The following is a 25071-nucleotide window of genomic DNA, read 5'->3' on the forward strand; positions in this document are numbered from 1 at the left end:
AACATTGAAAATGGCTGATTTTTCTATTAACAGATCGTTAACGGGATTTTTCTCCCCAGACCGGCGAAGTTGGGGAACCTTGCCGTGAAACCGGGATGTCCCGTCATCCACAGGCCCAACAACAACATCATCTTCCTTTATCTTTATCCTTTTTTATTAGAGGAGATGGCCTCGGAGGTGTCCGATGACCGATTTCCTGGCTTCTGCTTACCCCTGGATCAAAGCCCTGCATGTCATGGCAGTGATTTCCTGGATGGCCGGGCTTTTCTATCTACCCCGGCTGTTCGTCTATCATGCCGAGCGCGGGCATATCGGCCAGGAACCCGTACAATCTTTTGTAATCATGGAAGAAAAACTTCTTCGCATGATCATGAATCCCGCCATGGCGGTCAGTTGGGCCGCGGGTCTGGCGCTGGTTCTGACCCCGGGCATTGTCGATTGGACCATGGTTTGGCCCTGGAGCAAGGCCGCGGGCGTGCTGGGCATGAGCTGGTTTCACATGTGGCTTGCGGTCCAGCGCAAGGCGCTTCTGGCCGGGCGCGGGCTGAGCGGGCGGCGTTACCGCATGATGAACGAGCTGCCGACGCTTCTGATGCTGGTGATCGTGCTTTCGGTGATCGTGAAGTTCTGAAGAATTGACTCGCGGCCGGTTTCTTCCTATGTGAGGCCGGTCCGCCGTCCGGCGGGACTTTTCCAGACACAGTTTCCAGCGCGGACCGATGCCGTCGGGCGTCGCGCATATAGGCAAGCGATGACCGAAGAACGTCTCAATCTGTCCGATCTCAAGGCCAAGAGCCCGGCCGATCTGCTGTCCATGGCCGAGGAATGGGAGATCGAGAACGCCTCGACCATGCGCAAGGGCGAGATGATGTTCTCGATCCTGAAGGAGCATGCCGAAGAAGGTTTCGAGATCGGCGGCGACGGCGTGCTCGAGGTGGTGCAGGATGGTTTCGGCTTCCTGCGCTCGACCGAGGCGAACTATCTGCCCGGCCCCGACGATATCTATGTCAGCCCCGACATGATCCGCCAGCATTCGCTGCGCACCGGCGACACCGTCGAAGGCGTGATCCGCGCCCCCGGCGAGAACGAGCGCTATTTCGCCCTGACCAAGGTCGAACGGATCAATTTCGAGCATCCCGAGAAGGCCCGCCACAAGGTCGCTTTCGACAACCTGACGCCGCTCTATCCGAACGAGCGGCTGAAGATGGAAATCGAGGATCCGACCATCAAGGACCGTTCGGCCCGGATCATCGACCTGGTGGCGCCGATCGGCAAGGGCCAGCGTTCGCTGATCGTGGCACCGCCGCGCACCGGCAAGACCGTTCTGCTGCAGAACATCGCCCATTCGATCGAGAAGAACCATCCCGAATGTTACCTGATCGTGCTGCTGATCGACGAGCGGCCGGAAGAGGTGACCGACATGCAGCGTTCGGTGAAAGGCGAGGTGATCTCCTCGACCTTCGACGAACCGGCCAGCCGGCACGTCGCGGTCTCGGAAATGGTGATCGAAAAGGCCAAGCGCCTGGTCGAGCATAAACGGGATGTTGTGATCCTTTTGGATTCAATCACAAGACTTGGTAGGGCGTTCAACACCGTGGTGCCGAGTTCCGGCAAGGTTCTGACCGGCGGCGTCGATGCGAACGCGCTGCAGCGGCCGAAGCGGTTCTTCGGCGCGGCGCGCAACATCGAGGAGGGCGGTTCGCTGACCATCATCGCCACGGCGCTGATCGACACCGGCTCGCGCATGGACGAGGTGATCTTCGAGGAGTTCAAGGGCACCGGCAACAGCGAGATCGTGCTGGACCGCAAGGTCGCCGACAAGCGGGTCTTCCCGGCGATGGACATCCTCAAGTCCGGCACCCGCAAGGAAGAACTGCTGGTGGATGCTAAGGATCTGCAGAAGACTTATCTGCTGCGCCGCATTCTGAACCCGATGGGCACCACGGATGCGATCGAGTTCCTGATCTCGAAGCTGAAGCAGACCAAGACCAACAGCGAATTCTTCGACTCGATGAACGCCTGACGGCGCGGAGGATGCGGTGGACACGATCTTTGCCGAGGCGACGCCTCCCGGTCGCGGGGGCGTTTCCGTTGTCCGCCTGAGCGGACCGCGGGCGCGCGCCGCGCTGGAATCGCTGGTCGGTCCGGTTGCGGCGCCTCGCGCGGCGGTACTGCGGGCGGTGCGCGATGGCGAGGAGCTGATCGACCGCGCCCTGGTGCTGTGGTTCGAGGAGGGCCGCAGCTTCACCGGCGAGCAAGTCGCCGAACTGCACCTGCATGGTGCGCCGGTGATCGCCAACCGGCTGTCCCAAGCCCTGTTGGCGCGCGGATTGCGCCGGGCCGAGGCGGGGGAGTTCACCCGCCGGGCCTTCCTGAACGGTCGTATGGATCTGGCCGAGGCCGAGGGGCTTGCCGATCTGCTATCGGCCGAGACCGAGGCGCAGCGCAAGCTGGCGATGCGTGCCACCGAGGGGGAACTGGGGCAAAAAGCCGATCTGCTGCGGGCTGCCCTGGTCCGCGCCGGGGCGCTGATCGAAGCCAGCATCGACTTCGCCGATGAGGAGGTTCCGGAGGAGGTTCCCGAGGAGGTCTTTGCGCTGATCAAAACGGTCTGCGCCGAGATTGGTGCGCTGCTGGCGACCTATCCGGCCACCGAACGGCTGCGGCAAGGCTACGAGGTGGCGATCATCGGACCACCGAATGCCGGAAAATCCACATTGCTGAACCGGATCGGCCAGCGCGAGATCGCCTTGGTGTCGGACATTGCCGGTACGACCCGCGACATCCTGGAGCTTCGCACCGATTTGCGCGGTCTTCCGGTCACCTTCCTGGACACGGCCGGCTTGCGCGAAAGCGAGGATCCGGTCGAAGCGATGGGCGTGGCCCGGGCCATGAAACGGGCGCAGGCGGCAGATCTGCGGATCCATCTCTCGGCAGCCGATGGGGCAACCGAGGTGCTGGGCGCAGATGATATCGTGGTGCAATCCAAGGCCGACCTGACGCCCGGAACCGGCAGGTCCATATCCGGTTTGACCGGGGAAGGGGTCGCGGAACTGCTCGACCTGGTTTATGATCGGCTGCGGGTCAGGGCGGCTGATTCCGGTCTGGTCGGGCACAAGCGGCAGGCGGAAGCTCTGGAACGCGCCTTGGCGGCGCTGCAGGTGGATGGCACTATGCCACCGGAATTTCTGGCCGAAGCGCTGCGTCAGGCGGCTCAGGCCTTGGCGATGATGGTGGGTCGGGTCGGGGCCGAGGATTATCTGGACGAGATCTTCAGTTCGTTCTGTATCGGAAAGTAAGGTTTCACGTGAAACATTTCGACGTAATCGTGATCGGCGGCGGCCATGCCGGGGTGGAAGCGGCGATGGCTTCGGCGCGCATGGGTGCTCAGACGGCACTGGTGACGATGAAACGGGACGATATCGGCACAATGTCCTGCAATCCGGCCATTGGTGGCCTGGGCAAGGGCCATCTGGTGCGAGAGATCGACGCGCTGGACGGCGTCATGGGACGGATTGCCGATGCGGCGGGCATCCAGTTCCGTCTGCTCAATCGCCGTAAAGGGCCGGCGGTACAAGGACCGCGCGCGCAGGCCGATCGCAAGCTGTATCGGACGGCGGCGCAAGAAGTTGTTGAAAATCAACAAGGATTGACTCTGATCTTGGGCGAGGCGGCGGAACTGATCCACGAAGCCGGACAGGTTCTTGGCCTGCGGCTGGCGGATGGAGAAGAGCTTAGTTCCCGCCAGGTGATCCTGACCACCGGCACTTTTCTCAACGGGCTGATCCATATCGGCGAGGTAACGCGCGCTGCCGGCCGCTGGGGCGGTGCGCCCTCGGTCAGCCTTGCCGAATCGCTGGGCCCGCTTTCGCTGCCGCTGGGCCGGTTGAAGACCGGCACCCCGCCGCGCATCGACCGCGCCAGCATCGACTGGGAAAGTTTGGAACGGCAGCCGGGCGATGCGGATCCGGTGATGTTCTCCTATCTGAACGCTGTGCCGCAGGTGCCGCAGATCAGCTGCGCCATCACCCACACCAACGCCGAGACGCACCGGCTCATCCGGGACAATCTGGATCGTTCCGCCATGTATGGCGGCCGCATCGACGGCGTCGGACCGCGCTACTGCCCATCGATCGAGGACAAGATCGTCCGCTTCGCCGACAAGGATTCGCATCAGATCTTCCTTGAACCCGAGGGGCTCGACAGCGATCTGGTCTATCCGAACGGCATTTCCACCTCGCTGCCGGAGGAGGTGCAACTGGCCTATGTGCGATCGATTCGTGGCCTCGAACAGGCGCGCATTGTCCAGCCGGGCTATGCGGTTGAATATGATTACGTCGATCCACGCGCACTCAGCCCGGCGCTGGAAGCCAAGTCGCTTGCCGGCCTGTTCCTTGCCGGGCAGATCAACGGCACGACCGGCTATGAGGAGGCGGCCGCGCAAGGTCTGGTGGCGGGTCTGAACGCGGCATTGAAGGCGCAGGGTCGGGCGATGCAGCATTTTAGCCGCTCGCAAAGCTATATCGGCGTGATGATCGACGATCTGGTCAGCCGCGGCGTCAGCGAACCCTATCGGATGTTCACTTCGCGCGCCGAATTCCGGCTGTCCCTGCGGGCGGACAACGCGGATCAACGCCTCACGCCGTTGGGAATCGAGCTGGGCTGCGTCGAAGAGCGTCGCCAGCAGGCGTTTCAGGACAAGATGCATCGCTATCATATGGCACGAAGCCGGGCCGAGGCGATCTCTTTTACGCCCTCGGAACTGGCGCGCCAGGGCATCGAGGTCCGTCAGGATGGTGCGCGCCGCAGCCTGTTCTCGCTGCTGGCACAGCAGGATATCCCGCAAGATCAAGTGCTTGCACTGGATGTCGCACTCTCTGGCCATGATGCGCGGACCATCCGGCAAGTCGCCACGGATGCGCTCTATCATCAGTATACCGAGCGCCAGGGCCGCGACGCCGAGATGTTGCGCAAGGAGGAGGCCGTGCGGATTCCGCCGGGCTTCGACTATCGGGCATTGTCCGGGCTCTCCAATGAGCTGAAATCCAAGCTGGAAACGCTCCGGCCCGCGACGCTTGCAGCGGCATCGCAAATCGAGGGCATGACCCCTGCCGCGCTTACCTTGATTCTGGCGATTATTCGCACCGGACAACGCCGCAGCGCATGATGAGTGTTTCACGTGAAACAGAGGAGCGGTTGGCCTGCTACGCCGCTTTGCTGCGGAAATGGAATCCGGCCATCAACCTGATTGCTTCGTCGACGGTCGGGCAAATCGAATCGCGCCATATCGCCGATGCTCGCCAGCTTGCGGTCTTGGCGCAATCTGCCACCGGCACCTGGGTCGATCTGGGAAGTGGCGGAGGGCTGCCGGGAATCGTTCTTGCGGTCTTGCGCGCGGATCTCGCCGTCAAACTGGTCGAGAGCGATCAGCGCAAGGCGGCATTCCTGCGCACCGTCATACGCGAGCTGAGCCTCGACAACGCCCAGGTGATCAACAAGCGCATCGAGGCGGCGGACCGGCTTGAAGCCGCCCAGATCAGCGCGCGGGCGCTTGCCCCGCTGGGCCAGCTCATGGCATATGTGAATCGCCACCTTCGCTCTGACGGCACCGCCTGGTTGATGAAGGGGCGGAACTGGCAGGCCGAGGTCAGCGAGGCGCAACGCGACTGGAAATTCGACATGAAAACCCATCCCAGCGCCACGGAACCGGACGCCGCCATTCTGGAAATTGCGAGAATTCGTCATGCCTGAAACCCGCATCATTGCCGTCGCGAACCAGAAGGGCGGGGTGGGAAAAACCACCACGGCGATCAATCTGGGCGCCGCTCTGGCCGAACAGGGCCAACGCGTCATCGTCATCGACCTGGATCCACAGGGCAATGCCTCGACCGGGCTTGGCGTTCCGCCGGAGGAACGCGTTCTGACATCCTATGATCTGCTGACCGGTGACCAGCCGCTGGAGCAGACCCTGCATGACACCGATATCGGCAATCTGCGCATCGTGCCGTCGAATCGCGATCTGGCCTCGGCGGATTTCGAGCTGTCTAGCCGACCGGGCCGCACCCAGCTTCTGCGCCGCAAGCTGTCGCATCCCATTGAATCCGATTACATTCTTATCGATTGCCCGCCGGCCCTGGGATTGCTGACCGTGAATGCCATGGTGGCGGCGGATAGCGTTCTGGTGCCGCTGCAGGCCGAGTTCTATGCCCTGGAAGGGCTGTCGCAGCTGCTGATGACCGTGCGCGAGGTGCGGCAGACCGCCAATCCCGATCTGCGGATCGAAGGCGTGCTGCTGACCATGTCCGACAATCGCAACAACCTGTCGCAGCAGGTCGAGGCCGATGCGCGCAGCACCTTGTCCGGTCTGGTCTATCGCACGGTGATCCCGCGCAATGTGCGCTTGTCCGAGGCGCCCTCGCATGCCATGCCGGTGCTGCAATACGATCCGAATTCCAAGGGAAGCACCGCCTATCGCGAACTGGCGAAGGAGTTCCTGTCCCGTCAACTCGCGACCGCCTAGGGAGGAAACATGTCCGATAACAAGCTGGAGAAGCGCGGCCTGGGCCGGGGTCTGTCGGCCCTGATGGCCGATGTGGACCTGATCCCCTCCGAGCGGCCGGCGCCGCGCCAGATGCTGCCGGTCGAGCAGATGACGCCCAATCCCGACCAGCCGCGGCGCAGCTTCGCGCCCGAGGCGCTGCAAGAACTGGCCGATTCGCTGAAGACTCGCGGCATGCTCCAGCCATTGATCGTGCGGCCACATCCGACAGATCGCGGGCTTTACCAGATTGTCGCCGGCGAGCGGCGCTGGCGCGCGGCGCAGATCGCGCAGCTTCACGAAGTTCCGGTCATCGTCCGCGATCTCAGCGATACCGAGGTGCTGGAGGTCGCGATTGTCGAGAACATCCAGCGCGCCGATTTGAACGCCATCGAGGAGGCGGCGTCCTATCGACAGCTGATGGATCGCTTCGGCCATACCCAGGAACGGGTTGCCGAGGCGTTGAACAAAAGCCGCAGCCACATCGCCAACCTGCTGCGGTTGCTGAACCTGCCCGAGCAGGTGCAGGCCTGGCTCAAGGAAGGCAAGCTTACCGCCGGTCATGCGCGCGCGCTGATCACGGCGCCGAACGCGGTCGAACTGGCCCGCAAGGTGATCGAGAAGAACCTATCGGTGCGCGAGACCGAGGATCTGGTGCGGCGCCAGGCCGAAGGGGCAAAGCCCGCGGCGGCCAAGCCGCCCAAGCCAGAGAAGGATGCCGATACCCGTGCCCTGGAGGGGGACTTGTCGGCACATCTGAAGATGAAGGTGGCGATCAACCATGCCGGCGTGGATGGCGGGCAGTTGGTGATCACCTATCGCGACCTGGATCAGCTGGATCGGCTTTGCCAAGTTCTGGCAGGAAACTGAGCATATTTTGTATTTCTTGGAAATCTGAATACAAAATATACGATTGTGATGAAAAACCCCGGAACTTCCGGGGTTTTCGCTTTCTGCTCAGCTCGCCTGGGTGGAGCTTACCCCGACCTTGGCCGGGCGCAGCAGCCGGTCATGCAGTTGGAAGCCGTTATCCATGACCTGAATGATATTGCCGGCCATGGTGCCGGGCACCGGCGCCTCGAACATGGCTTCATGCATCTGCGGGTCGAAGCGGTCGCCGATGGCCGGGGTGATGACCTTGATGCCATGCTTGGCGAAGACGTTGTTCAGCTCGCGCAGCGTCAGTTCGACGCCCTCGATCAGCGCCGCCGCCGCGGCGCGCTGCTCCTCGCCGGCGGCTTCCAGCGCCCGGCTCAGCGCGTCATGCACCGGCAGCAGGTCGCGGGCCAGCCGCGAGCCGCCATATTGCTCGGCATCGCGGCGCTCCTTGTCCGCGCGTTTGCGGGCGTTCTCGGCATCGGCCAGCGCACGCATGAAGCGGTCGCGGTAGTCGTCCCGCTCGGCGATCAGCGCCTCGACATCGGGCGAGGGGGCCTCATCATCGGCCAGCGGGTCAATGATCTCCTCGTCCAGCGGGCTGCCGTTCGGGTTTTCCTTCGTCATGTCCTCATCATCCTTTCCGGCCAGAGATCATCCGGCCGACAAGCTGCGCAGTATAGTCCACGATCGGCACGATGCGGCCATAGTTCAGCCGCGTCGGACCGATGACGCCGACCGCGCCAACAATCTTTCGGTCGGCATTCATATAGGGCGAAACCACCAGAGAGGAACCGGAAAGTGAAAAAAGCTTGTTCTCGGATCCGATGAAAATGCGCACGCCTTCGCCCTGTTCCGCCAGTTCCAGGAACTCGGCGATGTCGCGCTTGCGTTCCAGGTCGTCGAACAGCGTGCGGATAAGGTCCAGATCGGCCAGTTCATCCGCCAGAAGATTGGCCCGGCCGCGCACGATCAGCCGCGGATCGCTGCTTTCGCCGTCCCACAGCGCCAGTCCCGAGGCCACCAGTTCCGCCGCGATGCTGTCCAGCCTTTGCCGGCTCGTCTCGATCTCCTGCGTCACGCTGCGGCGCAGCTCGGCCAGGGTGCGACCTTCGGTCACGGCGTTCAGGAAGTTCGCCGCCTCGCGCATCGAGCTGGCGGTCTGGCCCGGTGGCGGGGCGAACACCCGGTTCTCGACCCGGCCGTCGGCAAAGACCAGCACCACCAGCGCCCGGTCGGGGGCAAGGCTGACGAACTCGATATGCCGCACCGGCGCCTCTTGCTTGGGCATCAACACCAGCGAGGCGCCGTGGGTCAGCGCCGACAGCGCCGTGCTGACCCGGTCCAGCATGGCGCCGGTATCGCCGCTGTCCTGGCCCAGCGTCTCGTCGATCATCTCGCGGTCGCTGGCCGAGACCGGCCCGGCCTCCATCAGCCCATCCACGAACAGCCGCAGCCCCAGCTGCGTCGGCAGCCGCCCGGCCGAGACATGCGGGTGATCCAGCAGGCCCAGATGTTCCAGGTCCTGCATGACATTGCGGATGGTGGCGGCGCTGACCTTTTCGGTCATGTCGCGGGTCAGGGTGCGCGAGCCGACGGGCTCGCCCGTGGCCAGATAGGCTTCGACCACGCGGCGAAACACTTCGCGCGAGCGGTCGTTCAGAAGGGAAAGCAGCGGAGTTTCAGACATCGGCGTTCTGTTGCGGGCGTTCACGGGTTGCGGTCATGGGCGTCGGACCTGTATCTGAACGGCAAAACCCCCGAAAGGAATGAATGATGCGCCCCTCTGGCCGGAATTTAAGTGATATGCGCCCGATTTCAATCGAAACGGGCATCATGCGCCATGCCGAGGGTTCTTGCCTGATCTCTTGCGGCGATACCCGCGTGCTCTGCTCGGCCACCATCGAGGACAAGGCGCCGCCTTTCCTCAAGGGCTCGGGGCAGGGCTGGGTCACGGCGGAATACGGTATGCTGCCGCGGGCCACCAACAGCCGCAACCGGCGTGAGGCCGCGGCGGGCAAGCAATCCGGCCGCACGCAGGAGATCCAGCGCCTGATCGGCCGCGCCTTGCGCGCCGGCGTCGACCGCCGCGCCCTGGGCGAGCGGCAGATCGTCATCGACTGCGACGTGATTCAGGCCGATGGCGGCACCCGCTGCGCCGCGATCACCGGTGGCTGGGTGGCGCTGCGGCTGGCGGTGAACAAGCTGCTGCAGGCCGGCATCGTCACCAGCGACCCGATCATGGACCACGTCGCCGCGGTGTCCTGCGGCATCTATGCCGGCCAGCCGATCCTGGATCTGGACTATGCCGAGGACAGCGAGGCCGGCACCGACGGCAATTTCATCATGACCGGGGCAGGGCGGCTGATCGAGGTGCAGATGTCGGCCGAGGGCGCCACCTTCTCGCGCCCCGAGATGAACCAGCTGCTCGATCTGGCCGAATCCGGCATCGCCGAGCTGGTCCGGGCCCAGAACGAGGCCATGGCATGCGCAAGCTGACCGAAAGGAAACTGCTGGTCGCCACCCATAACCAAGGCAAGCTGGACGAGATCCGCGCCATGATGGCCCCGCATGGCATCGAGGTCACCTCGGCCGGCGAGATGGGCCTGCCCGAGCCGCCCGAGACCGAGTCGAGCTTCATCGGCAATGCCCGCATCAAGGCCCGCGCCGCCATGCAGGCCACCGGCCTGGCGGTGCTGGCCGATGACAGCGGCATCACCGTGGACGGGCTGGACGGCGCGCCCGGCGTCTATACCGCCGACTGGGCCGAGACCCCGCAGGGCCGCGACTTCATGCAGGCCATGACCCGCACCTGGCGCGAGCTGGACGAGCGCGGCGTGCCCGAGCCGCGCACCGCCCAGTTCCGCGCCACCCTGATCCTGCTCTGGCCCGACGGCCACGAGGAGATCTTCGAGGGCGTGGCGCCCGGCCACCTGGTCTGGCCGCCGCGCGGGCAGCAGGGCCATGGCTACGACCCGATCTTCGTGCCCGAGGGCCATGACGTGACCTATGCCGAGATGGCGCCCGAGCGGAAGAACGCCATCAGCCACCGCGCCCGCGCCTTCCGCAAGCTGGAGGCGCTGTTTGCGTAGGATCTCGACCGGATCGCCCTTCGAATCGGCGCTCGGCTACAGCCGCGCGGTGGTGAAGGGGCCGTGGTGCTTCGTCTCGGGCACCACCGGTTACGATTACGCGGCGATGGCGATGCCCGACAGCGCCGCCGATCAGGCGCGCAACGCCTTCGCCACCATCTTCGCCACCCTGGCCGAGGCCGGATTCGCACCCGCCGACATCGTGCGGGTGCAGTACACCATCACCGACCCGGCGATCCTCGACGCGATCACGCCGGTTCTGGGCGAGGCGATGAAAGATGCGTTACCGGCCGCCACCATGGTTGTGGCCGGGCTGATCAGACCCGAGATGAAGATCGAAATCGAAGTCACCGCGCTGAAGGAATGACCCTGGACCTGCCAGCCGCCCCCCCGCCGGACCCGGCCACCGGCCCCAGCCTGTCCGACGACTGGCGGGCCGGGGGCTTCGCGCTTTACGTCCATTGGCCCTTCTGCGCCGCGAAATGCCCCTATTGCGATTTCAACAGCCATGTTACCGCCAGCATCGACCAGCCGCGCTGGCTGGCCGCCTATCGCGCCGAGATCGCCCGGCTGGGCCGCGAACTGCCCGGCCGGGTGTTGAACAGCATCTTCTTCGGCGGCGGCACCCCCAGCCTGATGGCGCCGGAAACCGTGGCCGGGGTGATCGAGGCCGCCCGCGCCGCCTGGCCCTTTGCCAATGACATCGAGATCACCCTGGAGGCCAACCCGACCAGCGTCGAGACGGGCCGTTTCCGCGCCTATGCCGACGGCGGGGTGAACCGCGTCTCGATGGGCGTGCAGGCGCTGAACGACGATGACCTGCGCCGGCTCGGGCGGATGCATTCGGCGGCCGAGGCCCGCGCCGCCTTCGACATCGCCCGCGACTGTTTCGCGCGCGTGAGCTTCGACCTGATCTATGCCCGCCAGGACCAGGACCGCGCCCATTGGCGGCGCGAGCTCAGCCAGGCGCTCGGCATGGCGGTCGATCACCTCTCGGCCTATCAGCTCACCATCGAGCCGGGCACCGCCTTCGGCGCCCGGCACGCCAAGGGCGGGCTGAAAGGCCTGCCCGACGACGACCTGTCCGCCGACCTGTATCTGGACACGCAAGAGATCTGCGCCACGGCCGGGATGCCAGCCTATGAGGTTTCGAACCACGCCCGGCCCGGGGCGGAAAGCCGGCACAACCTGGTCTATTGGCGGCAGGGGGACTGGGCGGCGGTGGGGCCGGGGGCGCATGGCCGGCTGACGCTGGCCTCGGGCCGCTGGGCGACCGAGGCGCATCCGGCGCCGGGCGCCTGGCTGGACGCCGTCGAGAGCCGCGGCCATGGCGACAGCCGGCGCGAATTGCTCGACCTGCCCGACCGGGCGCTGGAATATCTGCTGATGTCCATGCGGCTGGCCGAGGGCATGGAGATCGCCCGCTATCTCGCCCATGGCGCCCGGCTGCCGCGGCAGAGGGTCGAGGACCTGGCCGGGCTCGGCCTCGTGACCCTGGGGCCCGAGCGGCTGGCGGCGACGGCGGCCGGGCGCCCGGTGTTGAACGGTATCCTGCGTGAACTGGCGGAATAACAAGATGCGTTACCTTTGGCTCGCCACCGGCTGGCTGACCCTGTCGGTGGGGGTGATCGGGGTCTTCCTGCCGGTCATGCCCACCGTGCCCTTCCTGCTGGTCGCGGTCTGGGCCTTCGCCCGCTCCTCGCCGCGACTCGGGGCGCGGATCATGCGGCATCCGAAATTCGGCCCGCCGATCCGGGCCTGGCGCAAGGGTGGCATCATCAGCCGCACCGCCAAGATCTGGGCGGTCGGCGCCATGGCCTGCGGCGTCGGCTGGACGATCCTGCTGGGCCTTGATCCGCGGCTCATCGCCGTGCAGGCGGCGGCCTGCACCGCCGTCGGCATCTGGCTGGTCAGCCGTCCCGAAGCCTGACCCGCCGGGGCCGGCAGCGGCGCGGCGGACAGCGATTACAACCTTTTGCCCACTTGCGGGCGACCGGCCATGGCGCGAACCTCGCCCCATCTAGGTTCGCGGGGAGGATTAGGACCATGGTTGATACCTCTGGGGTGAAGATTCATCCTGCCGTCGATAACGGCATCAAGCCGGCGCAGCCCGGGTTTTCCGGCGGCACGCTGCATTGCAAATGCGCCTCGAACCCGGTTCGGGTCGCGGTGCGGGCGCAGACCGCGCATAATCACGTCTGCGGCTGCACCAAGTGCTGGAAGCCGGACGGCGCGATCTTCTCGCAGGTGGCGGTGGTCGGCCGCGACGCGGTCGAGGTGCTGGAAGGCGCCGGCAAGCTGGAGATCGTCAATGCCGAGGCGCCGATCCAGCGCCATCGCTGCAAGGATTGCGGCGTGCACATGTATGGCCGCATCGAGAACAAGGACCATCCCTTCTACGGGCTGGATTTCGTCCATACCGAACTGTCGGACGAGAATGGCTGGTCGGCGCCGGAATTCGCCGCCTTCGTCAGCTCGGTGATCGAATCGGGTGTCGATCCCAGCCGCATGGACGGCATCCGCGCCCGCCTGCGCGAACTGGGGCTCGAGCCCTACGATGCCCTGTCGCCGCCGCTGATGGACGCCATCGCGACGCATATCGCCAAGCGATCTGGCGCATTGCCGGCTTGACCGGGACCGCCTCGGCAGGGATCAACTTCGGGGGCCGGTTTACCGGCCCCTGTGCCATGAGACGACTGTGACATGAGAAGACCAAGGCCGTCGCGGCCCATATGCAAGGAGAGCAAGCCATGAGAACACGCGCCGCCGTCGCCCTGGAGGCCGGGAAGCCGCTCGAGGTCATGGAGGTCAACCTGGAAGGCCCCAAGGCCGGCGAGGTGATGATCGAGATCAAGGCCACCGGCATCTGCCACACCGACGATTTCACCCGCTCGGGCGCCGACCCCGAGGGCATCTTCCCCGCCATCCTGGGCCATGAGGGCGCCGGCGTGGTGGTCGAGGTCGGCCCCGGCGTCACCTCGGTCAAGCCGGGCGACCATGTCATCCCGCTTTACACCCCGGAATGCCGGCAGTGCCCGTCCTGCCTGTCGCGCAAGACCAACCTTTGCACCGCGATCCGCGCCACCCAGGGCCAGGGCCTGATGCCCGACGGCACCACGCGCTTCTCGATGCTCGACGGCACGCCGATCTATCACTACATGGGCTGCTCGACCTTCTCGAACTACACCGTGCTGCCGGAAATCGCGGTGGCCAAGGTGCGCGAGGACGCACCCTTCGACAAGATCTGCTATATCGGCTGCGGCGTCACCACCGGCATCGGCGCGGTGATCAACACCGCCAAGGTCGAGATCGGCGCCAAGGCGGTGGTCTTCGGCCTGGGCGGCATCGGGCTCAACGTGCTGCAGGGCCTGCGCATGGCCGGCGCCGACATGATCATCGGCGTTGACCTGAACGACGACAAGAAGCCGATGGCCGAGCATTTCGGCATGACGCATTTCATCAACCCGAAGAACTGCGAGAACGTGGTGCAGGAGATCGTGAACCTGACCAAGACCCCGTTCGACCAGATCGGCGGCGCCGATTACAGCTTCGACTGCACCGGCAACGTCAAGGTGATGCGCGACGCGCTGGAATGCACCCATCGCGGCTGGGGCCAGTCGGTGATCATCGGCGTGGCGGCGGCCGGGGCGGAAATCAGCACCCGGCCGTTCCAGCTGGTCACCGGCCGGGTCTGGAAGGGCACGGCCTTCGGCGGCGCCCGCGGCCGCACCGACGTGCCGCAGATCGTCGACTGGTACATGGACGGCAAGATCGAGATCGACCCGATGATCACCCACACCCTGACGCTGGACGAGATCAACAAGGGCTTCGACCTGATGCATTCGGGCGAATCCATCCGCTCGGTCGTCCTTTACTGATCGTAAAGGCCTGCTTAGTTAAAAGGACGGCGGGGGCGGGCGACCGTGCCCGCCGTCAACATGAAAGGACCGATCATGGCAAAGCATTTCCACCTGGACGACGATGACGACGACGATGACGACGAGCGCCGCCAGGAGGGCCAGAAGGACGAGGGGCTCGGCCTGCCCGAGGGGGACAAGATCGGCAAGCTCTATTTCAAGTCGCGCACGGTGATCGTCGCCGGGCCGATCACCGACAAGCTGGCGCAGCGCACCGTGGCGCATCTGCTGGCCCTGGCCGAGGACAGCGACGCCCCGATCAACATGCTGATCTCCTCGCCCGGCGGCCATGTCGAATCCGGCGACATGATCCATGACGTGATCAAGTTCATCCGTCCGACCGTGCGCACCATCGGTTCGGGCTGGGTCGCCTCGGCCGGGGCGCTGATCTTCGTCGGCGCTGAGAAGGAAAACCGCTACTGCCTGCCCAACACCCGCTTCCTGATCCACCAGCCCTCGGGCGGGATCGGCGGCACTTCGACCGACATGATGATCCAGGCCGAACAGGTCCGGCTGATGCGCGACCGGCTGAACCAGATCTTCGCCGAGGCCACCGGCCAGAGCGTCGAGCGGATCGAGAAGGACACCCAGCGCGACTTCTGGCTGAACACGCAGGAGGCGCTGGATTACGGCCTGCTGGGCAAGGTCATCCGCTCGGTGGACGAGCTGAAATGACGGGCCTGCGCTGATGGGGGGCGGGACAGGCACCCTGATCCGTCCCGCCACGCCTTCCGACCACGAGGCGATCTGGACGATCCTGGAACCCGTCTATCGTGCGGGCGAGACCTATTGCATCCCCCCCGACATCGCGCGGGACGAGGCGCTGGCCGACTGGTTCGCCGCGCCCTTCACCGTCTTCGTGGCCGAGTTGGACGGCCGGGTGCTGGGCACCAGCCATGTCGGCCGGAACCGCCCCGGCCCGGCGGCGCATGTCGCCAATGCCAGCTTCGCCACCCATCCCGACGCGCGCGGCCGCGGCATTGCCGGGCGGCTGGTCGCCCATGCCAAGGACTGGGCGCGGGCGCAGGGTTTCCGGGCGATGCAGTTCAATTTCGTCGTCTCGACCAATGCCGATGCCGTTCATTCGTGGCAGAAGGCCGGTTTCGATATTGTCGGCCGGCTGCCCGGCGCGTTTCTTCACCCCAGGCATGGCTATGTCGATGCGCTGGTCATGTTCCACGATCTGACGAAAGGGAATGAGCCATGAGTCTGGCCTATGAGACCGTATCCGAGAACCGCAGCTTCGGCGGCATGCAGGGCGTCTATCGCCACCAGTCGCAGGCCACCGGCACGCCGATGACCTTCGCCGTCTACCTGCCGCCGCAGGCCGAACACGGCAAGGTGCCGGTGCTGTGGTACCTGTCCGGCCTGACCTGCACGCATGAGAACGCCATGACCAAGGCCGGCGCGCAGGAATGGGCGGCGGAATACGGCATCGCGCTGATCTTTCCCGACACCTCGCCGCGCGGCGAGGGCGTGGCCAATGACGAGGCTTACGACCTCGGCCAGGGCGCCGGCTTCTATGTCGATGCGACCGAGGCGCCCTGGGCGCCGCATTTCCGCATGTGGCATTACATCACCCACGAGTTGCCCGAGCTGGTCTTCACCAATTTCCCGCTGGACCGCGACGCGCAGGGCATCACTGGCCATTCCATGGGCGGCCATGGCGCGCTGACCATCGCCATGACCTTCCCGGAACGCTACCGCTCGGTCTCGGCCTTCTCTCCGATCGCCAATCCGACCGAATCCGACTGGGGTCGCAAGCAGTTCCAGGCCTATCTGGGCGCCGACCGCTCGGCCTGGGAAAAGCACGATTCGACGCTGCTGATGCGCGAGAAGGGCTATCCGGGCGAGGTGCTGGTCGACCAGGGCGCCAATGATCAGTTCCTGGACCTGCTGAAGCCCGAATCCCTGGCCCATGCCATGGCCGAGCGTCGCCAGCCCGGCGAATTCCGCATGCATCAGGGCTATGACCACAGCTATTTCTTCGTGCAGACCTTCATGGCCGACCACCTGCGCTGGCACGCCGAGCGGCTGGCCTGACCGGCTGGGGTCGATCCGGGTGATCGACCCCATACCAATTGCCGATTTTCCCTAATACTTTCGTCTCAGCACCCGATCGCGCTCGTTGACGCAAATGCGGTCGGGTCCGAACCTTCCGACATGAAGGTGCGGGCGTGCGAGGAGTGGCGCCAGCACCGATATGGGAGGGAAAATCCATGAAAAAACTAATGAATGGCGCCTGTCTCGCGCTGCTCATGTGCGGTTCGGCGGCGATGGCCAACGAAAGCGTCCTGGCCGAGATCGCCAAGCCCCAGCAATGGGCGATCCAGACCGGCGATTACGCGAACACGCGCTACTCGACCTTGGACCAGATCAACAAGGACAATGTCAAGGACCTGCGCGTCGCCTGGACCTTCTCGACCGGCGTGCTGCGCGGCCATGAAGGCTCGCCGCTGGTGATCGGGGACGTGATGTATGTCCACACGCCGTTCCCGAACAATGTCTTCGCGCTGGACCTGAACGACAACGGCAAGATCCTGTGGCGCTATGAGCCGCAGCAGGATCCGAACGTCATCGCGGTGATGTGCTGCGACACGGTGAACCGCGGCCTCGCCTATGCCGACGGCATGATCCTGCTGTCGCAGGCCGACACCACCGTCGTGGCGCTGGACGCCAAGACCGGCGAGGCGAAATGGTCCGCCAAGGTCGGCGATCCCGCCATCGGCGAGACGCTGACCGCCACGGTCATGCCGGTCAAGGACAAGGTCATGGTCGGCATCTCGGGCGGCGAATACGGCGTGCGCGGCCGCATGACCGCGCTGAACCTCAAGGACGGCAGCGTGGCCTGGAAGGCCTATTCCACCGGCCCGGACGAGGAAATGCTGGTCGATCCGGAAAAGACCACCCATCTGGGCAAGCCGATCGGCAAGGACAGCTCGCTGCAAAGCTGGGAAGGCGACCAGTGGAAGATCGGCGGCGGCACGATCTGGGGCTGGTTCTCCTATGATCCCGACCTGAACCTGATCTATTACGGCACCGGCAACCCCTCGACCTGGAACCCGGCGCAGCGTCCGGGCGACAACAAATGGTCGATGACCATCATGGCCCGCGATGCCGATACCGGCATGGCGAAATGGTTCTATCAGATGACGCCGCATGACGAATGGGACTTCGACGGCGTCAACGAGATGATCCTGACCAACCAGCAGATCGACGGCAAGGACCGCAAGCTGCTGACCCATTTCGACCGCAACGGCCTGGGCTATACCATGGACCGCGAAACCGGCGAGCTGCTGGTGGCCGAGAAGTTCGATCCGGTGGTGAACTGGACCACTGGCGTCGACATGGACCCGAATTCGGAAACCTATGGCCGTCCTGCCGTGGTCGCCGAATACTCGACCGACCAGAACGGCGAGGACGAGAACACCACCGGCGTCTGCCCGGCGGCGCTCGGCTCCAAGGACCAGCAGCCGGCGGCCTTCTCGCCGCAGACCAACCTGTTCTATGTGCCGACCAACCATGTCTGCATGGATTACGAACCGTTCCGCGTCGCCTATACCGCCGGCCAGCCCTATGTCGGCGCCACCCTGTCCATGTATCCGGCGCCGAACAGCCATGGCGGCATGGGCAACTTCATCGCTTGGGACAACACCAAGGGCGAGATCAAGTGGTCGCTGCCCGAACAGTTCTCGGTCTGGTCGGGGGCCCTGGCCACCGCCGGCGGCGTGGTCTTCTACGGCACGCTGGAGGGCTATCTGAAGGCCGTGGACGCCGAGACCGGCAAGGAGCTTTACAAGTTCAAGACCCCGTCCGGCATCATCGGCAACGTGATGACCTATGAGCATGGCGGCAAGCAGTATATCGGCATCCTCTCGGGCGTCGGCGGCTGGGCGGGCATCGGCCTTGCGGCCGGTCTGACCAACCCGAACGAAGGCCTGGGCGCGGTGGGCGGCTATGCCTCGCTGTCGCAATACACCGAACTGGGCGGTCAGCTGACCGTGTTCGAGCTGCCGGGCTAATACTTTGGTGCAGAAATACGAACTGTGACCTCGAAACGTGCCGCCCAAGGGGTACCTTGGGCGGCGCCATCATCTTCGGGTGACAGCCCAGGGAGGAACATTCATGACCAGCAAGATGACCGCCAGTCTGATGGCGATCTGCATCGCCTGCGCGACGGGTGCCATCACCCAGACGGCCATTGCCCAGACCGCTGCTGAACCTGCCACCGAACCCGCAGCCGAAACTCCGCCCGCCCAGGCCGGGGCGGGGGCCGCTGCCGCCACCTCGGGCGACGCGGCGCCGCAAGCCGCGCCCGCAGCCGCCCCGGCCGCCGGCGAGGAGGATCTCGAGGTCAAGGCCGAGGGCGGCAAGCTCGTGCTGCCGAACGGCCAGGACATCACCCCCGATCGCATGGAGAACGGCCGCTGGTACACGGCCGAGGACATCCCGACCTTCAAGATCGCCGAGGACGGGACGGTGGATTACGCGACCTTCTCGGGTTACCGCCGCTATTCGGCGGAATGCCATGTCTGCCACGGTCCGGACGGCGAGGGCTCGACCTATGCGCCGGCGCTGAAGAATTCGGTGCTCAAGCTCGACTATTACGGGTTCCAGGAAATCGTGGCCTCGGGCAAGCAGGACGTGAACACGGCCGCGAACCTGGTCATGCCGGCCTTCGGGACAAACAAGAACGTCTGGTGCTATATCGACGACATCTATGTCTATCTGCTGGCGCGGGGCGTGGGCGACCTGCCGCGCGGCCGTCCGGCGAAGAAGGAAAGCAAGTCCGATGAATTCACGGCGCAGGAAGATTCCTGCATGAACGGATGAGGATGATGAAACGGGCGCTCACCCTTGCCGCCCTGCTGGCCTGTGCCGCGCTGCCCGCGCCGGCGCAGGTCGCCGACCTGCGCTCCACGACCGAGTTCCGGGTCTGCGCCGATCCCGCCGCCGTGCCGATGTCCTCCGAGGACGGGTCCGGCTTCGAGAACCGCATCGCCGAGCTTTTCGGAGAGAAGCTCGGCCTGCCGGTGGTCTATACCTGGTTTCCGCAAGGCTCGGGCTTCATCCGCAAGACCTTGCGGGCCGGGGTCTGCGATGTCGTCATCGGCTATGCCCAGGGTGATGAGCTGGTGCAGAACACCAACCATTATTACACCTCGGCCTATGGCATCGTGACGCGCAAGGACAGCCCGCTGGCCTCGGTCGACATGCTCGAGGATCCGGCGCTGAAGGGCCATCCGATCGGCGTGGTCGCGGGCACGCCGCCGGCGACCAACCTGGCGCGGGCGGGGCTGGCCAAGGACATGCGGGGCTGGGATCTGTTCGTGGACCGCCGGGTCGAGAATCCGGTGGGCGACATGCTGGCGCAGGTGAAGTCGGGCGACTTGGCGGCGGCGGTGATCTGGGGCCCGCTGGCCGGGCCGCTGGTCAAGCAGGACCCCGAGCTGCAATTCACCCCGCTGCTCAAGGAAACCACCGGGCCACGCATGTTCTACCGCATCACCATGGGCGTGCGCCTGGGCGAGGATGTCTGGAAGCGGCAGTTGAACAGCCTGATCCGCCGCCACCAGGACGAGATCGACGCGATCCTGCGCGACGCCGGGGTGCCGCTGCTGGACGATTACGGCAAGGCGCTGAAACCATGAAACGGCTGGGGGCGGTGCTGGCGTTGCTTCTGGCCGTCGCCGCCCCGGCCCAGACCTTGGCGCAGGTGCCCGAACCCAAGGGGTTCCGCGGCGAGCCCTATCGCGCCGAGACCCCGGCGACTCTGGCCGGCGCGCAGGTGATCGACGCGGCCGAGGCGATGCGGCTGCATGCCCGGGGCGTGCCCTTCATCGACGTGCTGCCGCGCCAGGCCCGCCCCGAGGGCCTGCCCGAGGGCACGCTGTGGAATGCGCCGCCGCATCTTTCCATCCCCGGCGCCACCTGGCTTTACGACACCGGCTACGACCGCATCGCCCCGGCCGAGGAGGCGCGGCTGCGCAACGGCCTGATCCGGCTGTCCGGCGGCGACAAGGCGGCGCCGATGGTGATCTTCTGCAAGCGCGCCTGCTGGATGAGCTGGAATGCCGGCAAGCGCGCCGTGGCCCTGGGCTATACCGGCGTGCTGTGGTTCCCCGACGGCGTCGAGGGCTGGCAGGAACAGGGCGGCAGCCTGGAGCCGGTCAGTCCTGCCGGCCCGTGAAGGCGCCGAAGGCGCGCGGGCCGTCCGGTAGCGCGATCTCGCGCGTGATCTCCAGGCTGGCGGCGTCGATCCAGACCAGTGTGTTGCTGTCCCAATGCGCCACCACCACGCCCGAGCCATCGGGCAGGGGGGCGATGCCCTCGGGATAGTCGCCGGTCTCCAGCCGGTCCACGACCTTCAGCGTGACGGGGTCGAAGACCGTCACCGTGCCGGCATATTGGTCGGTGACGAAACCGCGCCCGCCGGCAAAGGCGATGCCATAGGGGTGGCTGCCGGTCGGCACCTGGCCGATACGCTTGCCGGCCTGCGGGTCGATCACGCTGACCGTGTCGCCTTGCACATCCGCCGACCACAGCCGCCCGCCGTGAAAGGCCACCGCATAGGGATGCGTGCCGGTGGCGACGCGGGCCTGCAGCGCCCCGGTTTCGGCATCGTAGATCGAGACCCGGTCGTCGTCGCGATCCGCCACCGCGACCAGCCGGCCGTCGCTGGCCACCCCGGCCGGCGCGCGGCCTGTCGGCACCTGCCACAGCTCGCGCAGTTCGGCATCCAGCCGGATCAGCCGGCCCTGATACCATTCGGTGACGAAGAGCCCGCCATCGGACGCCAGCGCGATGCCGAAGGCGCCCTCGGGCAGGGCGCGGCCGCCGATCACCTTGCCGGTTTCGTCCAGCACCGTCAGCCCGCCGGTCTCGGCGGCGATGACATAGGCGCGGCCCTGCGCCGGGTCATAGGCCACCGGCGCCGGCGCGCCCGGCACCGCCGCCTCGGCCAGCACCGCGCCCGAACCCAGGTCCACGACCGAGACCGCATCGGCGTTCTGCGAGGTCACGAAGGCCAGATCGGCGGCGCCCGCCGGCGCCGCCGCCGCCAGCAACAGGATCAGCGGGCGGATCATTCCGCCTTGCCGAACCTTTCCGCCAGCGCGTCGAGCCCGGCCTGATAGACCCCGGTCACTGCCTTGATCGCCGCCTCGTCGTTCTGGTCGGCGGGCGGGTTGTTGTTGGGATAGCCGCGATAGAAGCCGCCCTTCCAGGTGACCAGCGCCTTGCCGCCCTCGTCCTTGACGCAAAGCGTCGAGGCATAGTTGGTCACCGGCAGCACCGATACCTCGACCTTCTCGATGCGATAGGCATAGCAGCGCTTCTCGGGCTGCCATTTCGACAAAAGCTCGGTGATGGTCGGGTCGCCGCTGTCGGCCTTCAGGTGCAGCACGCGCTCGGACTTCTCGGGCTGGTCGGTCGAGCCGTCGCCGGCGATCTCGGTCTTGGCGATGGCGGGATGCCAGCTCATGTCGTCGAACTTGCCGATCACCGCCCAGACCTCGTCGGGCGTCGCATCCAGTTTCTGGTCCAGCTCGAGCTTGAGCCGGACCGGGCCATGGGCCTGGGCCGCGCCGGCCAGCGCCATGGTGGCAGCCAGGGTCAGGGCCAGAACTCGGGTCATTATCGCTTTCCTCCTCGCGAGGGGCAGCCATGCCGACCTCCTCCGGGGTCGGTGCGCCCAGTATGGGGCGACCATGCGCCCAAGCCGGCGGCCGCGTCCATAAGACAAACGTATCGGGTGATTTTCCCCGCCCGGGCCCGGGTGCTTTGCCGGGTTGGCGCTGGCGCTTTTGCCCGCCATGATACCGGGGGGAGGAAAGCCATGAAAGGCAGAATCATCATACTTTCGGCTGGGTTGGCCTTGGCGGGCCCGGCGCTTGCGCAGGACTCCGCCGCCGGCGGGGCGCAGACCGTGCGCGCCGCGGTGCTGCGTGTGGACGCGCCGCGCCTGCCGCCGATCTCGCGGCTGGACACCCGCGCCGAGGATCTGGGTTTTGCCGGCGCCCGGCTTGCCATCGAGGACAACGACACCACCGGCCGCTTCATGGGCCAGGATTTCGAGGCGCTGGAGGTCGCCGCCACGCCCGAGACCGCCCCGGCCGAGATGGACAAGCTGCTGGCCCAGGGGGTTCCCTTCATCGTCACCCTGGCCGGCGATGCCGATACCCTGGCGCTGGCCGATCAGGCCGGCGACCGGGCGCTGGTGCTGAACGCCGGGGCGCGCGGCGATGCGCTGCGCGGCAAGGATTGCCGGATCAACGTCATCCATACCGCGCCCAGCCACGCCATGCTGGCCGATGCGCTAGCGCAGTTCCTGATGTGGAAGAAATGGCCGGACTGGTTCCTGATCGCCGGCAGCCACCCCGAGGACGTGGCCCTGGCCGATGCCTATCGCCGGGCCGCGACCAAGTTCGGCGCCAAAATCGTCGAGACCCGCACCTATGAGGATACCGGCGGCAGCCGGCGCAGCGACAGCGGCCATGTCCAGGTGCAAAAGCAGATGCCGGTCTTTACCCAGCGCGCGCCGGACCATGATGTGCTGATCGCCGCGGACGAGAACGACGTCTTCGCCAACTGGCTGCCCTATGAGACCTGGGATCCGCGCCCGGTCGCCGGCTCGGCCGGGCTGGTGCCGCGCAGCTGGGCGCCCTCGCTGGAAGCCTGGGGCGCGACGCAGTTCCAGAACCGTTTCGAGGAGCTTGCCGGCCGCCCGATGCGCGAGGAGGATTATCAGGTCTGGCTTGCCCTGCGCATGATCGGCGAAGCCGCGACGCGCACGCAAAGCACCGAACCCGCCAAGCTCAAGGAATTCATGCTGTCCGAGAATTTCGAGGTGGCGGGCTTCAAGGGCCAGAAGCTGACGATCCGCGACTGGGATCACCAGCTGCGCCAGCCAATCCTGCTGGCGACGCCGACCGTGACCGCCTCGGTCAGCCCGCAGGACCAGTATCTGCATCAAAGCTCGGCGCTGGATACCTTGGGCATCGACCGTCCCGAAACCGAATGCAAATTCTGAGGTGAACGATGAAAGCTGCAACCGCCGTCCTGACCTCGGCCCTGTGCCTGGGTTTCGCGCTGCCGGCCGCCGCCAACCGGGTCTTCGTCAGCAACGAAAAGGGCAATGACGTCACCGTGCTCGACAGCGAGACGCTGGAGGTGATCGGCACCTATCCGGTCGGCGCCCGCCCGCGCGGCATCACCATCAGCCCCGACGGGAAAGAGCTTTACGTCTGCGCCTCGGATGACGATCTGGTGCGGGTGTTCAACCCCGAGACCATGGAGGAAACCCACACCCTGCCCTCGGGCCCCGACCCCGAGCTGTTCGTGCTGCACCCCTCGGGCAACCCGCTCTATATCGCCAACGAGGACGACAACCTGGTCACCGTGGTCGACACCCAGACCCACAAGATGCTGGCCGAAATCCCGGTCGGCGTCGAACCCGAAGGCATGGGCGTCAGCCCCGACGGCAAGGTGGTGATCAACACGTCGGAAACCACCAACATGGCGCATTTCATCGACAGCGAGAGCTTCGAGATCTTCGCCAATGTGCTGGTCGATTCCCGCCCGCGCTTCGCGCAATACAACGATGCCGGGACCAAGCTCTATGTCAGCTCGGAAATCGGCGGCACGGTCAGCGTCATCGACCCGGCGAGCCAGCAGATCACCAGGAAGATCAGCTTCGAGATCCCCGGCGTCCTGCCCGAGGCGATCCAGCCGGTCGGCGTGCGGGTGACCAAGGACGGCAAGAAGGTCTTCGTCGCGCTGGGCCCGGCGAACCGCGTCGCGGTGATCAATGGCGAGACCGACGAGGTCGAGGACTACCTGCTGGTCGGCCAGCGCGTCTGGCAGATGGCCTTCACCCCGGACGAGAAATACCTGTTCACCACCAACGGCAATTCCAACGATGTCTCGGTGATCGACGTGGCCGCGAACAAGGTCGTCAAATCCGTCCCCGTGGGCCAGCAGCCCTGGGGCGTCGTCGTCGCGCCGAACTGACCGCATCCAGAGGGAGGAGAGAACCACATGGCCCGTTTGCTGACCGTCCTGCTGATCATCGCAGGCCTTGCCGCACCCGCCGCCGCGCAGGAGCAGAAACCCGAACCCAAGCCCGAGACCGCCGCCGAGGCGCCGGCTGACGCCCCGGCCGAGGCCGATGGCGACGAGGAAGGCGAGGAAGAGGAGGGGGGCGGGACCGCCACCGATGCAGGCGTGCACGAGGCCGGCGCCAAGTTCGACTACGGCTTCTCGGGGATGCTGGCGCGCGACAACCGCACCCAGCTGGCGCCGCTGACGCTGGCCTCGGGCAAGCCGGTGGCGACGGCGGAATACAAGCTGAAATCCGGCGGCTTCTACCGCATCGACATCAATGCGGACGGCAGCCAGGAGCTGGCGCTGTCGGGTGGCGACTTCTTCCGCGCCATCTGGATCAATGAGGTGGTGATCAACGATATCGAGATCCGGCCGATGGGCGTGCATTCGCTGGAATTCGACGATGCCGGCACCGCGACGATCAGCTTCGTCGCCATCGTTCCGGGCCGTTACACGCTGTCGATCCCCGGCTCGCACGGGGAAACCCAGCAGGCCGTGTTCAACATCCAGTAAGAAAGGGGGGCGGAGTCGGCTCCGCCCTGCC

28 protein-coding genes are annotated in these 25071 nt (G+C 65.8%); 24 read left to right on the forward strand and 4 right to left on the reverse strand.

The genetic code is table 11. From position 1 onward, the window contains the following. The first annotated feature begins 184 nt into the window (after positions 1-184). From NBE95_RS04320 to NBE95_RS04350, 7 genes are all read left to right on the forward strand, one after another. The gene (locus NBE95_RS04320) at positions 185-631 is read left to right on the forward strand and encodes a CopD family protein (protein ID WP_289894643.1); all 447 of its coding nucleotides are present in this window, start codon (positions 185-187) and stop codon (positions 629-631) included. Positions 632-751: 120 nt separating this feature from the next. Next, on the forward strand, positions 752-2023 hold the full coding sequence (rho, locus tag NBE95_RS04325) for a transcription termination factor Rho (RefSeq protein ID WP_028711757.1): 1272 nt from the start codon (positions 752-754) through the stop codon (positions 2021-2023). A 16-nt stretch (positions 2024-2039) separates the two neighbouring features. After that, entirely contained in the window at positions 2040-3299 is a 1260-nt protein-coding gene (mnmE, locus tag NBE95_RS04330) for a tRNA uridine-5-carboxymethylaminomethyl(34) synthesis GTPase MnmE (protein ID WP_289894644.1), read from the forward strand. Positions 3300-3307: 8 nt separating this feature from the next. Next, on the forward strand, positions 3308-5167 hold the full coding sequence (gene mnmG / locus NBE95_RS04335) for a tRNA uridine-5-carboxymethylaminomethyl(34) synthesis enzyme MnmG (protein ID WP_289894645.1): 1860 nt from the start codon (positions 3308-3310) through the stop codon (positions 5165-5167). Further along, positions 5164-5751, forward strand: a complete 588-nt coding sequence (gene rsmG, locus NBE95_RS04340) for a 16S rRNA (guanine(527)-N(7))-methyltransferase RsmG (RefSeq protein ID WP_354670355.1) — start codon at positions 5164-5166, stop codon at positions 5749-5751. The genes mnmG and rsmG overlap by 4 nt, the downstream gene beginning before the upstream one ends. Then, entirely contained in the window at positions 5744-6520 is a 777-nt protein-coding gene (locus NBE95_RS04345; protein WP_289894646.1) for an AAA family ATPase, read from the forward strand. Before rsmG ends, NBE95_RS04345 begins: the two co-directional genes overlap by 8 nt. A 9-nt stretch (positions 6521-6529) precedes the next feature. Then, entirely contained in the window at positions 6530-7408 is an 879-nt protein-coding gene (locus NBE95_RS04350; RefSeq protein WP_289894647.1) for a ParB/RepB/Spo0J family partition protein, read from the forward strand. Between the two features lie 87 nt (positions 7409-7495). Here NBE95_RS04350 and NBE95_RS04355 read toward each other — a convergent pair whose 3' ends face one another. Further along, positions 7496-8041: a nucleotide exchange factor GrpE gene (locus NBE95_RS04355; protein WP_289894648.1), complete on the reverse strand. Its 546-nt coding sequence runs from the start codon at positions 8039-8041 to the stop codon at positions 7496-7498. Positions 8042-8048: 7 nt separating this feature from the next. Continuing rightward, on the reverse strand, positions 8049-9104 hold the full coding sequence (gene hrcA / locus NBE95_RS04360) for a heat-inducible transcriptional repressor HrcA (RefSeq protein ID WP_289894649.1): 1056 nt from the start codon (positions 9102-9104) through the stop codon (positions 8049-8051). 86 nt (positions 9105-9190) lie between these two features. Here hrcA and rph point away from each other — a divergent pair, with 86 nt between their 5' ends. The 14 genes from rph to NBE95_RS04430 all read left to right on the forward strand — a co-directional run bounded on the left by rph (position 9191) and on the right by NBE95_RS04430 (position 20613). Continuing rightward, positions 9191-9913, forward strand: coding sequence for a ribonuclease PH (gene rph, locus NBE95_RS04365; protein WP_289894832.1), 723 nt, complete (start codon positions 9191-9193; stop codon positions 9911-9913). Then, the gene (gene rdgB / locus NBE95_RS04370; RefSeq protein WP_289894650.1) at positions 9901-10506 is read left to right on the forward strand and encodes an RdgB/HAM1 family non-canonical purine NTP pyrophosphatase; all 606 of its coding nucleotides are present in this window, start codon (positions 9901-9903) and stop codon (positions 10504-10506) included. Before rph ends, rdgB begins: the two co-directional genes overlap by 13 nt. Then, a complete protein-coding gene (locus tag NBE95_RS04375; protein WP_289894651.1) occupies positions 10499-10873 on the forward strand; it encodes a RidA family protein in 375 nt (124 codons plus the stop codon). The genes rdgB and NBE95_RS04375 overlap by 8 nt, the downstream gene beginning before the upstream one ends. Then, positions 10870-12078 (forward strand): radical SAM family heme chaperone HemW, encoded by a 1209-nt coding sequence (hemW, locus tag NBE95_RS04380; RefSeq protein ID WP_289894652.1) that lies wholly within the window; start codon positions 10870-10872, stop codon positions 12076-12078. The genes NBE95_RS04375 and hemW overlap by 4 nt, the downstream gene beginning before the upstream one ends. 4 nt (positions 12079-12082) lie before the next feature. Beyond that, entirely contained in the window at positions 12083-12436 is a 354-nt protein-coding gene (locus tag NBE95_RS04385; protein ID WP_289894653.1) for a YbaN family protein, read from the forward strand. Between the two features lie 116 nt (positions 12437-12552). Beyond that, entirely contained in the window at positions 12553-13137 is a 585-nt protein-coding gene (gene gfa, locus NBE95_RS04390) for an S-(hydroxymethyl)glutathione synthase (protein ID WP_289894654.1), read from the forward strand. Positions 13138-13256: 119 nt separating this feature from the next. Then, positions 13257-14384: an S-(hydroxymethyl)glutathione dehydrogenase/class III alcohol dehydrogenase gene (locus tag NBE95_RS04395; RefSeq protein WP_289894655.1), complete on the forward strand. Its 1128-nt coding sequence runs from the start codon at positions 13257-13259 to the stop codon at positions 14382-14384. A gap of 75 nt (positions 14385-14459) precedes the next feature. Next, positions 14460-15098 carry an ATP-dependent Clp protease proteolytic subunit gene (locus NBE95_RS04400; protein WP_289894656.1) on the forward strand — a complete coding sequence of 213 codons (639 nt, stop codon included), beginning with the start codon at positions 14460-14462 and terminating at the stop codon, positions 15096-15098. Between the two features lie 13 nt (positions 15099-15111). Further along, positions 15112-15630, forward strand: coding sequence for a GNAT family N-acetyltransferase (locus NBE95_RS04405; RefSeq protein WP_289894657.1), 519 nt, complete (start codon positions 15112-15114; stop codon positions 15628-15630). After that, the gene (fghA, locus tag NBE95_RS04410) at positions 15627-16466 is read left to right on the forward strand and encodes an S-formylglutathione hydrolase (protein ID WP_289894658.1); all 840 of its coding nucleotides are present in this window, start codon (positions 15627-15629) and stop codon (positions 16464-16466) included. Before NBE95_RS04405 ends, fghA begins: the two co-directional genes overlap by 4 nt. Positions 16467-16699: 233 nt before the next feature. Then, a complete protein-coding gene (locus NBE95_RS04415) occupies positions 16700-18445 on the forward strand; it encodes a methanol/ethanol family PQQ-dependent dehydrogenase (RefSeq protein WP_289894833.1) in 1746 nt (581 codons plus the stop codon). A 103-nt stretch (positions 18446-18548) separates the two neighbouring features. After that, positions 18549-19256 (forward strand): c-type cytochrome, methanol metabolism-related, encoded by a 708-nt coding sequence (locus NBE95_RS22370; RefSeq protein WP_354670356.1) that lies wholly within the window; start codon positions 18549-18551, stop codon positions 19254-19256. A gap of 5 nt (positions 19257-19261) precedes the next feature. Beyond that, positions 19262-20074: a substrate-binding domain-containing protein gene (locus tag NBE95_RS04425; RefSeq protein ID WP_289894659.1), complete on the forward strand. Its 813-nt coding sequence runs from the start codon at positions 19262-19264 to the stop codon at positions 20072-20074. Then, positions 20071-20613, forward strand: coding sequence for a PQQ-dependent catabolism-associated CXXCW motif protein (locus tag NBE95_RS04430; protein ID WP_289894660.1), 543 nt, complete (start codon positions 20071-20073; stop codon positions 20611-20613). The genes NBE95_RS04425 and NBE95_RS04430 overlap by 4 nt, the downstream gene beginning before the upstream one ends. Here NBE95_RS04430 and NBE95_RS04435 read toward each other — a convergent pair. Then, a complete protein-coding gene (locus tag NBE95_RS04435) occupies positions 20594-21511 on the reverse strand; it encodes a PQQ-binding-like beta-propeller repeat protein (protein ID WP_289894661.1) in 918 nt (305 codons plus the stop codon). The two genes, NBE95_RS04430 and NBE95_RS04435, sit on opposite strands and share 20 nt — an antisense overlap. Next, positions 21508-22059, reverse strand: a complete 552-nt coding sequence (locus NBE95_RS04440) for an SRPBCC family protein (RefSeq protein WP_289894662.1) — start codon at positions 22057-22059, stop codon at positions 21508-21510. The genes NBE95_RS04435 and NBE95_RS04440 overlap by 4 nt, the downstream gene beginning before the upstream one ends. Positions 22060-22260: 201 nt before the next feature. Here NBE95_RS04440 and NBE95_RS04445 point away from each other — a divergent pair, with 201 nt between their 5' ends. Genes NBE95_RS04445 through NBE95_RS04455 form a run of 3 tightly spaced genes read left to right on the forward strand, consistent with a single transcriptional unit; the run spans position 22261 to position 25040 of the window. Then, positions 22261-23454, forward strand: coding sequence for an ABC transporter substrate-binding protein (locus NBE95_RS04445; protein ID WP_289894663.1), 1194 nt, complete (start codon positions 22261-22263; stop codon positions 23452-23454). An 8-nt stretch (positions 23455-23462) separates the two neighbouring features. Then, positions 23463-24434 carry a YVTN family beta-propeller repeat protein gene (locus NBE95_RS04450; protein WP_019352292.1) on the forward strand — a complete coding sequence of 324 codons (972 nt, stop codon included), beginning with the start codon at positions 23463-23465 and terminating at the stop codon, positions 24432-24434. Between the two features lie 27 nt (positions 24435-24461). Beyond that, on the forward strand, positions 24462-25040 hold the full coding sequence (locus NBE95_RS04455) for a hypothetical protein (RefSeq protein ID WP_289894665.1): 579 nt from the start codon (positions 24462-24464) through the stop codon (positions 25038-25040). Positions 25041-25071 lie beyond the last annotated feature (31 nt).

The sequence above is a fragment of the Paracoccus sp. TOH genome (assembly GCF_030388245.1).
GTDB classification, from domain to species: Bacteria; Pseudomonadota; Alphaproteobacteria; order Rhodobacterales; family Rhodobacteraceae; genus Paracoccus; species Paracoccus simplex.

Excerpts from the sequence above, each read along its gene's own strand:
- NBE95_RS04320 (WP_289894643.1), top strand. The coding sequence starts at position 185 with ATGACCGATTTCCTGGCTTCTGCTTACCCCTGGATCAAAGCCCTGCAT.
- rho (WP_028711757.1), top strand. The coding sequence starts at position 752 with ATGACCGAAGAACGTCTCAATCTGTCCGATCTCAAGGCCAAGAGCCCG.
- rsmG (WP_354670355.1), top strand. The coding sequence starts at position 5,164 with ATGATGAGTGTTTCACGTGAAACAGAGGAGCGGTTGGCCTGCTACGCC.
- NBE95_RS04345 (WP_289894646.1), top strand. The coding sequence starts at position 5,744 with ATGCCTGAAACCCGCATCATTGCCGTCGCGAACCAGAAGGGCGGGGTG.
- NBE95_RS04350 (WP_289894647.1), top strand. The coding sequence starts at position 6,530 with ATGTCCGATAACAAGCTGGAGAAGCGCGGCCTGGGCCGGGGTCTGTCG.
- NBE95_RS04355 (WP_289894648.1), bottom strand. The coding sequence starts at position 8,041 with ATGACGAAGGAAAACCCGAACGGCAGCCCGCTGGACGAGGAGATCATT.
- hrcA (WP_289894649.1), bottom strand. The coding sequence starts at position 9,104 with ATGTCTGAAACTCCGCTGCTTTCCCTTCTGAACGACCGCTCGCGCGAA.
- rph (WP_289894832.1), top strand. The coding sequence starts at position 9,191 with ATGCGCCCCTCTGGCCGGAATTTAAGTGATATGCGCCCGATTTCAATC.
- rdgB (WP_289894650.1), top strand. The coding sequence starts at position 9,901 with ATGCGCAAGCTGACCGAAAGGAAACTGCTGGTCGCCACCCATAACCAA.
- hemW (WP_289894652.1), top strand. The coding sequence starts at position 10,870 with ATGACCCTGGACCTGCCAGCCGCCCCCCCGCCGGACCCGGCCACCGGC.
- NBE95_RS04385 (WP_289894653.1), top strand. The coding sequence starts at position 12,083 with ATGCGTTACCTTTGGCTCGCCACCGGCTGGCTGACCCTGTCGGTGGGG.
- gfa (WP_289894654.1), top strand. The coding sequence starts at position 12,553 with ATGGTTGATACCTCTGGGGTGAAGATTCATCCTGCCGTCGATAACGGC.
- NBE95_RS04395 (WP_289894655.1), top strand. The coding sequence starts at position 13,257 with ATGAGAACACGCGCCGCCGTCGCCCTGGAGGCCGGGAAGCCGCTCGAG.
- NBE95_RS04400 (WP_289894656.1), top strand. The coding sequence starts at position 14,460 with ATGGCAAAGCATTTCCACCTGGACGACGATGACGACGACGATGACGAC.
- NBE95_RS04405 (WP_289894657.1), top strand. The coding sequence starts at position 15,112 with ATGGGGGGCGGGACAGGCACCCTGATCCGTCCCGCCACGCCTTCCGAC.
- fghA (WP_289894658.1), top strand. The coding sequence starts at position 15,627 with ATGAGTCTGGCCTATGAGACCGTATCCGAGAACCGCAGCTTCGGCGGC.
- NBE95_RS04415 (WP_289894833.1), top strand. The coding sequence starts at position 16,700 with ATGGCCAACGAAAGCGTCCTGGCCGAGATCGCCAAGCCCCAGCAATGG.
- NBE95_RS22370 (WP_354670356.1), top strand. The coding sequence starts at position 18,549 with ATGACCAGCAAGATGACCGCCAGTCTGATGGCGATCTGCATCGCCTGC.
- NBE95_RS04425 (WP_289894659.1), top strand. The coding sequence starts at position 19,262 with ATGAAACGGGCGCTCACCCTTGCCGCCCTGCTGGCCTGTGCCGCGCTG.
- NBE95_RS04430 (WP_289894660.1), top strand. The coding sequence starts at position 20,071 with ATGAAACGGCTGGGGGCGGTGCTGGCGTTGCTTCTGGCCGTCGCCGCC.
- NBE95_RS04435 (WP_289894661.1), bottom strand. The coding sequence starts at position 21,511 with ATGATCCGCCCGCTGATCCTGTTGCTGGCGGCGGCGGCGCCGGCGGGC.
- NBE95_RS04440 (WP_289894662.1), bottom strand. The coding sequence starts at position 22,059 with ATGACCCGAGTTCTGGCCCTGACCCTGGCTGCCACCATGGCGCTGGCC.
- NBE95_RS04445 (WP_289894663.1), top strand. The coding sequence starts at position 22,261 with ATGAAAGGCAGAATCATCATACTTTCGGCTGGGTTGGCCTTGGCGGGC.
- NBE95_RS04450 (WP_019352292.1), top strand. The coding sequence starts at position 23,463 with ATGAAAGCTGCAACCGCCGTCCTGACCTCGGCCCTGTGCCTGGGTTTC.
- NBE95_RS04455 (WP_289894665.1), top strand. The coding sequence starts at position 24,462 with ATGGCCCGTTTGCTGACCGTCCTGCTGATCATCGCAGGCCTTGCCGCA.